Source organism: Williamsia muralis (genome assembly GCF_051487485.1).
In the GTDB taxonomy this organism is placed as follows: Bacteria; Actinomycetota; Actinomycetes; order Mycobacteriales; family Mycobacteriaceae; genus Williamsia; species Williamsia muralis_B.
This window is the reverse complement of the sequence record NZ_JAHVCV010000002.1, coordinates 408,458-422,354: the sequence shown is the minus strand read 5'-3', so window position 1 is coordinate 422,354 and position 13,897 is coordinate 408,458. Positions and strand designations below refer to the sequence as shown.

General features: G+C 66.4%; 12 protein-coding genes and 1 pseudogene. 8 read left to right on the top strand and 5 right to left on the bottom strand.

Going from position 1 to position 13,897, the window contains the following annotated elements; genetic code table 11:
• Window positions 1-75 precede the first annotated feature (75 nt).
• Window positions 76-924, top strand: a complete 849-nt coding sequence (rsmI, locus tag KXR83_RS05290; RefSeq protein WP_437423890.1) for a 16S rRNA (cytidine(1402)-2'-O)-methyltransferase — start codon at window positions 76-78, stop codon at window positions 922-924.
• Between the two features lie 72 nt (window positions 925-996).
• Here rsmI and KXR83_RS05285 read toward each other — a convergent pair whose 3' ends face one another.
• From KXR83_RS05285 to nhaA, 3 genes are all read right to left on the bottom strand, one after another.
• Window positions 997-2,175: an aminodeoxychorismate synthase component I gene (locus KXR83_RS05285; RefSeq protein WP_437423889.1), complete on the bottom strand. Its 1,179-nt coding sequence runs from the start codon at window positions 2,173-2,175 to the stop codon at window positions 997-999.
• Between the two features lie 20 nt (window positions 2,176-2,195).
• Entirely contained in the window at window positions 2,196-3,749 is a 1,554-nt protein-coding gene (gene metG, locus KXR83_RS05280; protein ID WP_437423888.1) for a methionine--tRNA ligase, read from the bottom strand.
• 66 nt (window positions 3,750-3,815) lie between these two features.
• Window positions 3,816-5,108: a Na+/H+ antiporter NhaA gene (gene nhaA, locus KXR83_RS05275; RefSeq protein WP_437424453.1), complete on the bottom strand. Its 1,293-nt coding sequence runs from the start codon at window positions 5,106-5,108 to the stop codon at window positions 3,816-3,818.
• A 264-nt stretch (window positions 5,109-5,372) separates the two neighbouring features.
• Between nhaA and KXR83_RS05270 the strand changes: the two are divergent.
• Window positions 5,373-5,792, top strand: a pseudogene (locus tag KXR83_RS05270) (TIGR03668 family PPOX class F420-dependent oxidoreductase).
• On the opposite strand, the gene KXR83_RS05265 reads toward KXR83_RS05270, so the two are convergent.
• Both KXR83_RS05265 and KXR83_RS05260 read right to left on the bottom strand, forming a co-directional pair.
• Window positions 5,758-6,690 (bottom strand): alpha/beta fold hydrolase, encoded by a 933-nt coding sequence (locus tag KXR83_RS05265; protein ID WP_437423887.1) that lies wholly within the window; start codon window positions 6,688-6,690, stop codon window positions 5,758-5,760. The pseudogene KXR83_RS05270 and the gene KXR83_RS05265 overlap by 35 nt on opposite strands.
• A 10-nt stretch (window positions 6,691-6,700) precedes the next feature.
• Window positions 6,701-7,216, bottom strand: a complete 516-nt coding sequence (locus KXR83_RS05260; protein ID WP_437423886.1) for a GNAT family N-acetyltransferase — start codon at window positions 7,214-7,216, stop codon at window positions 6,701-6,703.
• Between the two features lie 36 nt (window positions 7,217-7,252).
• Between KXR83_RS05260 and KXR83_RS05255 the strand changes: the two genes are divergently transcribed.
• The 6 genes from KXR83_RS05255 (at window position 7,253) to KXR83_RS05230 (ending at window position 13,894) form a co-directional block, all read left to right on the top strand.
• On the top strand, window positions 7,253-8,101 hold the full coding sequence (locus KXR83_RS05255; RefSeq protein WP_437423885.1) for a PhzF family phenazine biosynthesis protein: 849 nt from the start codon (window positions 7,253-7,255) through the stop codon (window positions 8,099-8,101).
• 2 nt (window positions 8,102-8,103) lie between these two features.
• On the top strand, window positions 8,104-9,033 hold the full coding sequence (locus tag KXR83_RS05250) for a TatD family hydrolase (protein ID WP_437423884.1): 930 nt from the start codon (window positions 8,104-8,106) through the stop codon (window positions 9,031-9,033).
• Between the two features lie 70 nt (window positions 9,034-9,103).
• Window positions 9,104-10,225 (top strand): transglycosylase family protein, encoded by a 1,122-nt coding sequence (locus KXR83_RS05245; RefSeq protein WP_437423883.1) that lies wholly within the window; start codon window positions 9,104-9,106, stop codon window positions 10,223-10,225.
• A gap of 31 nt (window positions 10,226-10,256) precedes the next feature.
• Window positions 10,257-11,120, top strand: coding sequence for a 16S rRNA (adenine(1518)-N(6)/adenine(1519)-N(6))-dimethyltransferase RsmA (rsmA, locus tag KXR83_RS05240; protein WP_437424452.1), 864 nt, complete (start codon window positions 10,257-10,259; stop codon window positions 11,118-11,120).
• Window positions 11,121-11,144: 24 nt separating this feature from the next.
• Entirely contained in the window at window positions 11,145-12,083 is a 939-nt protein-coding gene (locus KXR83_RS05235) for a 4-(cytidine 5'-diphospho)-2-C-methyl-D-erythritol kinase (protein WP_437423882.1), read from the top strand.
• Window positions 12,080-13,894, top strand: a complete 1,815-nt coding sequence (locus KXR83_RS05230) for an ABC-F family ATP-binding cassette domain-containing protein (RefSeq protein ID WP_437423881.1) — start codon at window positions 12,080-12,082, stop codon at window positions 13,892-13,894. The genes KXR83_RS05235 and KXR83_RS05230 overlap by 4 nt, the downstream gene beginning before the upstream one ends.
• Window positions 13,895-13,897 lie beyond the last annotated feature (3 nt).

Genomic DNA, 13,897 nt, shown 5'->3' with positions numbered 1-13,897 from the left:
TTGTCCGAGGCCTCCGGAACGGAGTTCTCGAGCGGCGGGGCGAACGTCACCTTGCCAATCGTAGGCTGTGCGGTGATGAACTCTGCGCAGCCACAAGGCCAACTCGTACTCGCCGCGACCCCGATGGGACGCATCGACGACGCGTCCCCCCGACTCCGGGAGGCACTGGCCGCCGCCGACGTGGTGGCCGCGGAGGACACCCGCCGCGCGAAGGCGCTGGCTGCGGGACTGGGCGTGACCATCGGCGGCCGGGTGGTGAGCTATTACGACCAGGTCGAGGTGAAGCGAACCCCCGCCCTGGTGGACGAGGTGCGGTCGGGCGCCACCGTCCTGGTGATCACCGATGCCGGCATGCCGTCGGTCTCTGACCCGGGCTATCGGCTGGTGGTCGCGTGTATCGAGGCGGATCTACCCGTCACGTGCCTGCCTGGACCGTCCGCGGTGACCACCGCGCTGGCGGTGTCGGGTCTACCGGTGGAGCGCTTCTGCTTCGACGGCTTCGCTCCCCGCAAGTCAGGGCAACGCCGATCGTGGTTCACCGAGTACATCGACGAGGCGCGCACGGTTGTCTTCTTCGAGGCACCACACCGGCTCGCGGACTGTCTGCTCGACGCGGTGGCAGTGCTGGGGCCCGACCGTCGCGCCGCGGTGTGCCGCGAGCTGACCAAGACGTACGAAGAGGTGCGCCGTGGGTCGCTCGGCGAGCTCGCAGAATGGGCGGCCCAGGGTGTGCGCGGCGAGATCACCGTGGTCCTCGACGGCGCGGTCGCGGGCGAACCGGACATCGAAGCGCTTGTGGCGCGTGTCGAAGAGGTGGTCGCCGGTGGAGTGCGCCTCAAAGATGCCTGCGCCCAGTTCGCGGCGAAGACAGGTGCCTCGCGCCGCGAACTGTACGAGGCGGTGCTTGCGAGCCGCGAGAGCTGAGTACGGCCCTCGCGCACGGATCGAGGTCTCGCGCACCGGAACGAACCGGTGCGCCGTGCACAGGGACGTGCGTCAGGCGGGCTGGATACCGAGGATGGCCGCGGCTTTGTCCAGGCACTCCTGCCATTCGCCGTCGGGGTCGGAGTCGATGGTGATGCCTCCGCCGACGCCCAGGAACGCCGCGCCATCCGGGGCGATCTCCACGGTGCGGATCGCCACGTTCAGATCGAGTCCGGACGTGGGGGAGACCACTCCGACGGCCCCGCAGTACAACCCGCGGGAGTTCTGCTCCCATTCCGAAAGCAATTCGCGAGCACGGGCTTTCGGCGTACCCGTCACCGAGGCGGGTGGAAAGGTGGCGTCGATCAGCGCCGAGTTCGACACCGATGGCGGCACCGTTGCCTGCACCGTGGACACCAGATGCCACACGCCCGGCGCGGGATGCACGTCGAGCAACTCGGTCACCGCGACGGTGCCGGTGAGGGCCACTCTTCCCAGGTCGTTGCGCACGAGGTCGACGATCATGATGTTCTCGGCGACATCCTTGGCCGAGTCGAGCAACAGCTGTGGGTCGAGGTCGATGGGCAGGGTGCCCTTGATGGGGCTCGAGGTCACCACCGATCCTCGTCGATGAAGAAAGGTCTCGGGCGAGAACGAGACGACTGATCCCCAATCACCATGCAGCAGAGCGGCTTTGCGGGGGCGGGTGAAGTGCACGCCGTCGGCGAAGTAGTTGGCCGCCGAACCTGCGAACCGACCGGCGAAGCGGGTGCAGATACAGGCTTGATAGACCTCGCCGGAACGGATGGCCTCGAGGCACTGCGCAATGGCCTCCACGTGTGGTCGCTGCGCCGGCGGCTGCCAGGTGACCGACCATGTCCGGCTGTGATGCTCGGTGAGACTGGCGCGTACCCAATCCGGACACTCCTGGCCGTTCAGCGACGTCCACCACCAGCTGCCCGTCCGGTCGAGTTCGAGCACATTGTCGGTCTCGCCGCCGGCCGCGGGAGGCAACGGGTTCTCGGCGACGCGATCCGGGAAACCCTGGAAGCCGAACCAGAACCCCTGCGGGTCATCGGGTATCGGGACTCCGGCGCGGAGGTCGAGGGACGGAGCGATGACGGCATCGGAGTCGAGCCAGTCGCCGATCAGCGCCGCCGGACCGGGTATTCCGAGTCGCCGGGTGTGAAAGTCCAGGGCGCGCACCACATCAGACGCCGAACCCGGACCGAGTTCAACGCTTCGCAACACCAGTCCGCGCCCTGATCTCGTCAGCTCTTGGGGAGTTCGTACCGGGGGAAGATCGGCGTCGGTTTCGGAAGCGCCGTTCCGGCGGTCAACCGCTCTCCGATGGACTCGAAAGTGCGCGAATCCTGCTTCACGGCAAGGAGATCGAGAAGCTTGCCGGTTGATTCCGGCATGGCCGGCTGCGCCAGCAGTGTGGTGATCCGAACAACCTCCGCGCAGACGTACAGCACGGTGCCGGTGCGTTCGAGGTCGGTCTTCGCCAGCTTCCACGGTTGTTCGACGGAGATGTACTTGTTGGTGTCGCCCAACACCTCCCAGATCACCTCGAGTGCGGTGTGGATGGCTTGCTGATCCATTTCCGTGCGCACGCGAGCCAGCAGGCCGTCGGCCTTGTCCAGCAACGTGGTGTCGGCGTCGGAGAGGGCGGCGGGTGCCGGCAGGACACCGTCGAAGTACTTGCCGACCATCGACAGTGTCCGCTGAGCGAGGTTGCCGAGCTCGTTCGCCAGGTCGGCGTTGACCCGCGCGATGATGGCTTCGTGACTGTAGGACCCGTCCTGTCCGAACGGCACCTCACGCAGGCAGAAGAAGCGGATGGGGTCCAGGCCGAACTCGTTCACCAGCACGTACGGGTCGACGACGTTGCCGATCGACTTGCTCATCTTCTCGCCGCTGTTGAGCAGGAATCCATGGGCGTACACCCGTTTGGGCAGCTCGATGCCTGCGCTCATCAAAAAAGCCGGCCAGTACACGCAGTGGAAGCGGATGATGTCTTTGCCGATGATGTGCAGATCGGCGGGCCAGAACTTCTTCCATCGCTCCGAGTCGGTGTCGGGGTACCCCGCAGCGGTGATGTAGTTGGTCAGCGCGTCGACCCAGACGTACATGACGTGGTCGTCGTGACCGGGGACCTGCACGCCCCAGTCGAAGGTGGTGCGCGACACCGACAGATCGCGCAGACCGCCGCGGACAAAGCTCGACACCTCGTTACGGCGGGTTCCGGGACCGATGAATTCCGGGTGCTTCTCGTAGAGATCGAGCAGCTTGTCCTGGTAGGCGGACAGTCGGAAGAAATACGCCTCTTCTTCGGTCCACTCCACCGGCGTCTGGGTTTCGGTGGAGACCCTCGTACCGTCTTCGTTCACGGTGGTGTCCGACTCGGAGTAAAAGGCCTCGTCCCGGATCGAGTACCAACCCGAGTACTTGTCGAGGTAGATGTCGCCATTGGCGACCATTCGTTCCCAGATGGCCTGCGATGCGACATGGTGGTCGGCGTCCGTGGTCCGGATGAACCGGTCGAAGCTGCTACCGAGGGTCTCCTGCAGGGTGCGGAACGCTGCGGAGTTCCGATCGGCGAGGGCCCGGGTGTCGATGCCTTCCTTCTCGGCGGTCTGCTGCATCTTCTGACCGTGCTCGTCGGTGCCGGTGACGAACAGCACGTCGTAGCCGTCGAGTCGTTTGAACCGGGCGATGGCGTCCGCGGCGATGTACTCGTACGCGTGCCCGATGTGTGGTGCCCCGTTGGGGTAAGCGATGGCCGTGGTGATGTAGAACGGCGGTTTCGATGCAGAAGCCATGGTGGCTGACAGCTTATCGCCGATGCGCAGAGGCCATCACCGGGCCTGACCGGCGTCCCAACGCCATCACTGCGACTGCGGGGTCTGATAGACGTCCGGGATGCCGTCGTGGTTGTCGTCGATGCTTTCTTCGGCACAAATGGCCCGGTAGTGCCGATTCCGGATGCGCAGCAGGACGGCCGCGAGTACCGCGGCCAGCAACGACCCCGCGAGCACACCGATCTTCACGTGGTCGTCGCGTTCGGAGCCGATGCCGTAGGCCAGGTCGCCGATGAGCAGGGACACGGTGAATCCGATACCGGCCAGCATCGCGATGCCGAAGACATCGATCCAGCGAATCGCCGTGTCGAGGCTCGCGCGGGTGAAGGCTGACAGCAGTCGGGTGGTGCCGAAGATCCCCAGCGGCTTACCCAGGACCAGTCCGGCGATGATGCCCAGTGCGATCGGATCTCGCAGGGCATCGGTGAATCCGGACAGACCGCCTATGGTGACGCCGGCGGCGAAGAACGCGAACACCGGGACTGCGAAGCCCGCGGAGATGGGCCTGATCCGGTGCTCGAAGTGTTCGGCGAGGCCGGGCCCCGCGTCGGGGCCTCCGGCTGCCTTGCTGCGGATGACGGGGACGGTGAACCCGAGGAGCACCCCGGCCACGGTGGCGTGGATGCCCGATTCGTGCACAAACGCCCACGTCAACGCGGCGAGGGGAAGGAGGAGCCACCACGATCGGATCCGTCGCTGCACGCACACCGCGAACAGGGCGAGCGGAACGACGGCGAGGGCAAGCGCTCCCACGTTGACGTCCTCCGTGTAGAAGACCGCAATCACGGTGATCGCGAGCAGGTCGTCGACGACGGCGAGGGTCAGCAGGAAGGTGCGCAACGCGGAAGGCAGATGGGTGGAGATGACGGCCAGCACCGCGACAGCGAACGCTATGTCGGTGGCCGTGGGAATGGCCCATCCTTCGACGGCGCCGTTCCCGGCCGGCAAGGTGATGGCCACGAAGATGACTGCGGGTACCACCATCCCGCCGACGGCCGCGGCGATCGGGAGTGCGGCGCGGGCCGGGTTGCGAAGATCACCGGCGACGAACTCGCGCTTGAGTTCGAGCCCCACGACAAAGAAGAAGATGGCGAGCAGGCCGTCGGCGGCCCAGGTCGCCAGACTCAGGTCGAGGTGCAGTCCCAGTGCGTCCGACCCGACGGTCGTCTCACCCAACGACGTATAGGCATCGGACCACGGGGAGTTCGCCCATACGAGCGCTATCACCGTGGCCACCAGCAGCAGGGCTCCGCCGACGGTCTCTTTCCGGAGGATCGACGTGACCCGCGATGCCTCCGACCACGACCCTCTGGCGAACATGGGGAGAACGGGTCTGCGTGAGGGCGGTCCGGGTGACCCTGACGTGGGTGATCCGGTGGGTTCGGGAACTGTGCTGTCGGACAACGCGATACCTCAGATCTGTCGGTGTTGACATGACACGGCACGCTGATGTCTTACGCGTTGCCCGTGGCCGACCAGACTTCCCGGCACTCCTGGGTGGTCACTTTACAAGGTCCGTTGGGCTCCGCCGGGAGTCGGTGCGCGTTGGATCTCACGGATCCGTGGGGCGATCTAGGGTGAGTCGTGGCCGTATCCGACGCGAAACAGAGGTTCGCCCGATCACCTGTTGCCCGGCTGGGCACGGTGTCCGCCGACCACCGGCCCCATGTGGTCCCGGTGGTGTTCGCCGTGGCCGACGACATGGTCTACACCGCGGTCGACGGCAAGCCGAAGTCCGGTAAACCCATGCGGCGCCTGGCGAACATCGCCGAATGCCCGGAGGTCAGCCTGGTGGTTGACCACTACGACGACGACTGGAGCCGTCTGTGGTGGGTACGCGCCGAGGGAACAGCCCGGATCCACGACCGGATCCACGACCACGGCCCTGAAGTGGATGTTGCACTCCGGCTTCTGCGCGCCAAATACCCGTAGTATCAGACTGTTTCGCTCGACGGCCCGGTGATCGCCGTCAGCGTGCGGCGTTGGAGTTCGTGGACCGGCTGAAGTTGGCCACCAACTCGGAGATGAACTGAGGCCAGAGTGGTTCGGGCAGATCATGGCCCATGCCGTCGATGAGCACGAGTTTCGAGCCCTTCACCGCCCGTGCGATGGCCTTGCCGCCGGAGGGGCGCATCAGCCCGTCTGCCTTGCCGTGGATCACCACGGTCGGTGCCGTGATCGCGTTGGTGTACTTCTTCAGGCTTCCGGTTCCCATCACCGCGCACGTCTGACGCACCACGCCGGCGGGGTCGTGGGCGCGGTCGTACGCTGCAGTCGACCGTCGCAGGGCCTCGTCCCAGCTGAGTTCGTACTTCGGGCTGCCAATGGCCCGGATCGCCTTGGCCGCGTTCTCGATGTACGCCTCTCGGGTGGCACCTTTGCCGGGCCCGGACAACAACGCCCACAGCTTGCGGGGATCCGGTGGGGGCAGGAACGCCTCGTTGGTACTGGAGAAGAAGATCGCCAGTGACAGCACCCGCTCGGGGTGTCGGCCCGCGAGGATCTGGGCGATCATGCCGCCCATCGATCCGCCGACCACGTGTGCCTTCTCGATCTCGAGGGTGTCGAGCAGGCCCACGGCGTCCTGGGCCATGTCCACGAGGGTGTAGGGGACATCGCTGGGAAGACCGAGTTGGTGGCGGGCCATCCTGGTGAGCATCGAACCGCCGACGCGTACGCCGTCGAGATGCGTCGAGAGGCCGATGTCCCGGTTGTCGAAGCGGATCACCCGATAACCCTCGGCGGCGATGGACTCACAGAAAGCGGTCTGCCAGAAGGTCAACTGCGCGCTGAGACCCATGATCAGCAGTACTGCCGGATCGTTCGGGTCACCCATGTCCTCGTAAGCGATCGTGATGTCGCCGACCTGCGCCGTGCCTACCCGGTTCTCGATCTCACTCATCGTCACGACCTTAGTACCCGGCCCCGCGGGCGGAGGGTGAAGTCTCCTCGACGGACCGCAGGGATTTCGCGTAGCAGCGGCTCAACGGGCTGCCTGCGTAGTGGCCGTAGTTCTCGATGAGGGAGTACCCCAACGACTCGTACAGCGCCATCGCCTCCGGTTGGCGTGTGCCGGTCTCGAGCCGCACGACATCGGTCCCACGTGTGTTCGCCCGATGCTCGAGCGCATTCATCAGTGACCGCGCCACGCCTCGCCCGCGCTGCCCGGGCTCGACGTACAGCCGCTTGACCTCGTCGAGTCCAGGGCGCACACCGATCAGGACAACAACACCAACCGTGACACCGTCGACAACGGCCACGAAGTGGTCGCCGGTCGCGGGAAGTGGTTCGAGTTCCACGTCCTCCGGGTAGCGGACGTTCAGCTCGGCGACGGCAGCGGCGATCAAGCGCTGTACATCGGAGTCGTCGGCCGGCCGGGTCTCGATCTCCGTCCGGGTCTCGCCATCGCGGCCCATGTCGATATCCATTGGAAAACGGTAAATCGCTCAGGGCACAATTCACACATGCCCCTTCGCCCATTCCAGCAAGTCGACGTTTTCGTGTCCGGATCCCTCTCGGGGAACGCCGTCGCCGTCGTCTTCGACGCCGACGGCTTGACCGATGCGTCGATGGCGGCCTTCGCGAACTGGACGAATCTGGCGGAGACGACGTTCTTCCAGACCCCTGACGACCCGGCGGCGGACTACAAGCTGCGCATCTTCACCACGGCCGAAGAGCTGCCGTTCGCCGGCCACCCCACCCTCGGATCAGCTCACGCCTGGTTGCGTGCGGGTGGAGTTCCCAAGGGCGACAACATCGTTCAGGAGTGCGGCGCCGGGTTGGTGACGATCAGGTCCGACGGTGACCGCCTGGCTTTCGCGAGTCCTCCGCTGGTCCGGTCGGGCCCTGTCGACGACCAGGATCTGGCCACGATCCACAAAGCCCTGGGGCTCGCGCCGTCCGATGTGGTCGCCTCGAACTGGGTGGACAACGGGCCACGGTGGATCGGCCTGATGCTCACCTCCGCGCAGCGAGTACTCGATGTCCGCCCGGATTTCGATGCACTCGGTTCGCTCAACGTCGGTGTGATCGGTTCGTACCGGGGCGATACGCCCATGCCCGCCGATCGGCCGGATTTTGAGGTTCGCGCTTTCATCCCGGGGGTCGCCGCGCCCGAGGATCCGGTGACGGGGAGTCTCAATGCCGGCCTCGCGACATGGCTGCGTGGTGAGCAGACGGTGCCGGCGTCGTACGTGGCCTCGCAGGGTACCGTGCTCGGCCGGGCAGGCCGGGTCTACATCGACGATGACGGCACCGACATCTGGGTCGGTGGCCGCAGTGCCACCGTCATCAGCGGCGAGGTGGACCTGTAGCGATGGCCGACCACCAGAGCACCACCACTGATGGCAACAAGCCTGACGGCAATATCACCGACGGCAACGACGCCGGGGTCAGCAACAAAGAGTTGAAGAAGCAGCGTCGCCGGACCCCGCCACCGGATCCCGAGCCTCTTGCCCCGTTGATCGATTCCCACACCCACCTGGCTGCCTGTGGCGGCCGCGACGCCGATTCGGTGACCGCCATCCTCGACCACGCCGAATCCGTCGGCGTGCGGGCGGTGGTCACGGTTGCCGATGACATGGTCGACGCCCGCTGGGCTCTCGCCGCGGCCCAGTGGGACCAGCGCGCGTACGCCGCGGTGGCCCTGCATCCCACCCATGCCCATGAGCTGGACGACGCCGCCAAGGCGGAGCTCGAGCAGATGCTCACCGATCCCAGGGTCGTCGCGGTCGGGGAGACCGGCCTCGACTACTACTGGCCGGGCCGATCGGACGACTGCGCCACGGTGCCGCAACAACACGAGGCGTTCGCCTGGCACATCGACCTCGCGAAGAGGGTCGGTAAGCCGTTGATGATCCACAATCGTGAGGCCGATCGGGATCTGCTCGACGTGCTTGCTCGCGAGGGATCGCCGGACACGGTGATCATGCACTGCTTCTCGGGAGATGAGCAGATCGCGGCCGAGTGCATCGAGCGGGGCTATCTGCTGAGTTTCGCCGGGACGGTCAGTTTCAAGAACTCCACCACGCTGCAGGCGGCCGCCAAGTTGGTGCCGGACCACCTGCTGCTGATCGAGACGGACGCGCCTTTCCTGACCCCGCACCCGTACCGCGGGCAGCCGAATCAGTCGTACGTGCTGCCGTACACGGCGCGAGCGCTGGCCGAGGTGCGAGGACAGGACCCCGCGGAGGTCGCCGAGGCAATCACGGCCAACGCCGTGAGGGCCTACCGCCTCGACATCTGAGAACAGCCTGAACTGGCTCTTTACCTGTCGCTTTGCACAAAACACACCATCCCGTTATCTTAACGTGATCATGTCTGTGCTCTCTCGTATCAACTCGTCGACCTCCCGCACCCCGCGTATCGCTGTCGCCCTTCTGCTCATCGTGCTCATCGCCGGCGGCATCATGGGCACCGCGATGTACAAGAACGTCACCATCGACGTCGACGGGGAGCTCAAGACGGTGGCCACGATGCGCACGTCCGTCGAGGGCATCCTCAAGGAACAGGGCTACGACCCGTCTGGCGGAGACCTGGTCCAGCCGGCCCCGGGCGCGGGTGTCGGCGACGGTGAGACCATCACGTTCCACCGGCTCAAGACCCTGACCGTGAACGTCGACGGCAGCCCCCGTGAGATCAAGACCAACGCCACCACCGTCGAGCAGGCACTGGCGCAGGTGAACCTGGTCTCGGACTCGATCGAGATCGAAGGCCCCACCACCGACCAGCTCCCCGTCTCCGGTGGCCTGGTGAACGTGGTGCTGCCCAAGAAGGTGCACCTGACCGACGGTTCCGAGAAGGTCACCAAGGACATCGCGGCCAAGACCGTCGCCGAACTCCTCGCCGACACGGGTAAGCCGCTGGCCCCCACCGATGAGGTGACCCCAGCGCCCGACACCCCGGTGACCAACAACATGGACATCACGGTCACGCGTATCCGCACCGAGACGATCACCGTCACCGAACCGGTCGCGCCGCCCGAGAACAAGGTCGACGACCCGAACTTGGTCAAGGACCGCAAGGTCGTCAAGAAGCCGGGCACTCCCGGTTCGCAAGAGGTCACCTACGAGGTGACAACGGTCAACGGCAAAGAGACCGCGAAGAAGCAGGTCGATGCCGAGGTCAAGGTCGAACCGGTTGCCGCAGAAGTTGCCGTGGGCACCAAACCGGGTGCGCCGTACGTGCCGCCGGGCTCGGTCTGGGATGCGTTGGCGCAGTGCGAGGCCACCGGTAACTGGGCGATCAACACCGGCAACGGCTTCTACGGTGGTGTGCAGTTCGACCAGAACACCTGGGACCGCTGGGGTGGGCAGGAATACGCCCCGCGTGCCGACCTCGCGACCCGTGAGGAACAGATCGCAATTGCCACCAAGACCCAGGCCGCGCAAGGATGGGGCGCGTGGCCCTCTTGTTCCTCGAAACTCGGCTTGCGCTGACCGCGCAGGCACCCGTTGATCGGGCAGCGCTCTGACGAACTCACCCGCGCTGCTCGGCCCCGTCGAAATCCGGGAACTCGCAGCCGCTCTCGACATCAGGCCCACCAAGACGCTGGGGCAGAACTTCGTTCACGACGCCAACACGGTGCGGCGGATCGTCGCGGCGTCAGGAGTCGGAGGCGATGACGTCGCCCTGGAGGTCGGCCCGGGGCTCGGCTCGCTGACCCTGGGGTTGCTCGGCGCGGCACGATCGGTGCTCGCCGTCGAGATCGACCCCCGCCTCGCCGGTCGTCTGCCCGACACTGTTGCCGACCGCGCGCCCGATCAGGCAGGTGAACTCACCGTTGTCACCGCCGACGCACTGCGGGTCAAGGCAGCCGATCTACCGCAGCCGCCCACCGCGCTGGTCGCCAACCTCCCGTACAACGTCGCGGTGCCGGTTCTGCTGCACCTGATGTCGGAGTTCCCCAGCATCACCACGGCCCTGGTGATGGTGCAACTCGAAGTGGCCCAACGGCTCGCCGCGGGGCCAGGTGGCCGCGTCTACGGGGTCCCCAGCGTCAAGGCGCGCTTCTTCGGAGAGGTCGGGCAGGCCGGGACCGTGGGGCGCAGCGTGTTCTGGCCCGAACCCAAGGTGGAATCGGGACTCGTGCGGATCCGCCGATACGCCCAGGCGCCGTGGCCGATCGACGAAGTACATCGACGTCGGGTGTTCTCGGTGATCGATGCGGCTTTCGCTCAGCGGCGCAAGACATTACGTGCCGCCCTCTCGGGACTGGCCGGTTCTGCCGCACAGGCGGAGAGCATGCTGGTCGCCGCCGGGATCGACCCAGGTCTGCGCGGTGAGCGGCTGGCCATCGAGGACTACGTCGCGCTCGCCGCGCAACTCGATTAGGAGGGCCGCATAGACTTGAACACCGTGTTGTCTGTCGTCCCACGCCCCGTCACCGTCCGGGTGCCTGCCAAGGTGAATCTGCACCTGGGGGTGGGTTTGCCACGTCGTGACGGCTATCACGAATTGACCACCGTCTTCCAGGCGCTCTCATTGTCCGACACCATCTCGGTGGTCCCGGCCGACGACCTGGCGATCACCGTCACCGGCGACAGCGCCGGCGCGGTACCGCTCGATGCAACCAATCTCGCCTGGCGCGCGGCGGAGCTGATGGCCCGGGTGGCCGGTCGCGAACCCGCCGTCGCCATCAGCATCACCAAGGGAATTCCCGTCGCCGGCGGGATGGCCGGGGGAAGCGCGGATGCTGCCGGGACACTGGTGGCACTGGCACGGTTGTGGCGACTGGACATCGGTCGCGACAAGATGCGCGACCTCGCGGCCGAACTGGGCAGCGACGTCCCGTTTGCGGTGCGGGGCGGTACCGCACTCGGCACGGGTCGCGGCGAGAAATTGACCACCGTGCTCTCACGCGGCGAGTACCACTGGGTGCTGGCCGTGGCCAAGGAAGGACTCAGTACCGCCGCCGTGTACCGCGAACTCGATCAACTCCGAAAGTCGTACTCCTCAGAAGAGGACACCGGCACCTACACCGAATCGCCCGACGAACTCTTGCAGGCGCTGGCGTCGGGAGACCCCGTGCGCGTGGCGGCCTTGCTGCACAACGACATGCAACCTGCCGCGCTGTCGATGCGGCCCGCGCTACGCAGGACACTGCGCGCAGGCGTCGACGCCGGGGCGCTGGCCGGGATCGTGTCCGGGTCCGGACCGACCTGCGCGTTCTTGTGTGCCGATGAGACGTCCGCCGTGACCACCGCCGCCGAGTTGTCGGGAGCCGGGGTGTGCCGCGCAGTCCGGACCGCATCCGGACCGGTTGCCGGCGCCCGCCTGATCGAAGGGGCCGCATGACCACCGCAGCACGAAAGACGAACGGCGCGAACCTCATCAGCGTCGAGAACATCAGCAAGTCGTTCGGGGTGAAGCCGCTGCTCGAGAAGGTGAGCCTCGGTGTGCAGGAAGGCGACCGAATCGGGGTCGTCGGCCTCAACGGTGGTGGCAAGACCACGATGCTGGAGATCCTGGCCGGTATCGAACCCCCCGACGAAGGCCGTGTCGCCAGGGGCACCGGTCTGCGGATGGCGGTGGTCACCCAGCGCGGACATCTGCCGCCGGAAGAAACCATCGGCCAGGTTGTGCTCGGACCCCTCGATGTGGCCGAACACGAATGGGCCGGCGACGCCCGGATCCGTTCGGTGCTGGCCGGAATCGGCATCGGCGCACTGGGTCTGGACACTCTGGTCACGGACCTCTCGGGCGGACAGCGACGCCGGGTCGCGCTGGCGGCCGCACTGGTGCAGGACCTCGACCTGTTGATCCTCGACGAGCCCACCAACCACCTCGACCTCGAGGGCATCGCCTGGCTCGCAGACCATCTGGTTTCGCGGCGCAGTGCACTCGTGGTGGTCACCCACGACCGGTGGTTCCTCGACCGCGTCGCCACCCAGACATGGGAGGTGCAGAACGGCAAGGTCGAGAGTTACGAAGGCGGTTACAACGACTGGGTGTACGCCCGCGCGGAACGGTCGCGGTTGTCCGACGCTGCCGAGGAACGCCGGCAGAACCTGGCCCGGAAAGAACTCGCCTGGCTGCGGCGTGGCCCCCCGGCTCGTACGTCGAAGCCCAAGTACCGGATCCAGGCCGCGGAAAAGCTGATCGCCGATGTGCCGCCACCGCGAGATTCGGTGGCGCTGGCCAGTTTTGCCAAACGTCGACTCGGCAAGGTTGTCATCGAGCTGGAAGATGCTCGGCTGACGACCCCGGACGGACGCGTCCTGCTCGACGACCTCACCTGGCGCCTGGCGCCGGGGGAGCGGATCGGACTCGTCGGTATCAACGGCTCGGGTAAGACAACCCTGCTCCGCACACTGGCCGGTGAGACCCCGCCTGCCGCGGGCAAGAGGATCGAAGGTCAGACCGTCTCGATCGGCTGGCTGCGCCAGGAACTCGACGACCTGCCCGTCGACATGCGCGTGATCGAGGCGGTCGAAGATGTGGCCGGCCGGATCACCCTGGGTGACAAGGAGATATCGGCCGGTCAGTTGGCCGAACGGTTGGGCTTCACCCCGGCCAAGCAGCGCACGCCGGTCGGTGACCTCTCGGGTGGGGAGCGCCGCCGACTGCAGTTGACCCGGGTCTTGATGGCGCAGCCCAACGTGTTGCTGCTCGACGAGCCCACCAACGACCTCGACATCGACACGTTGCAGCAATTGGAAGACCTGCTCGACAACTGGGCGGGCACCCTCGTGGTCATCAGTCACGACCGGTTCTTGATCGAGCGGATCTGCGAGAGCACCTGGGCACTGTTCGGTGACGGCCGATTGACCAACCTGCCGGGCGGCATCGAGCAATACCTCAAGAAGCTCGCGGCCGGACCGGCGCCGACCTCGGCGGCCCCGTCACGCCCGGGCGCGACCCCGGCAACGGGTGCCGGTGCGGCAAGAGGCTCCGGCAGCGAGCGGGACATGCAGAAGTCGCTCAAACGCCTGGAGAAGCAGGTGGTGCGGTTGGTCGACCGCGAGAAGCAACTGCACGAACTCCTGGCCGCGGCCGCGACCGATGCAGACCAGTTGATGAAGCTCAATGCCGAGCTCAAAGACGTTGTCGCAGAGCGGGAAGCGGCCGAGGAGTCATGGATGGAACTCGCCGACCAGGTCGGCTGAGAA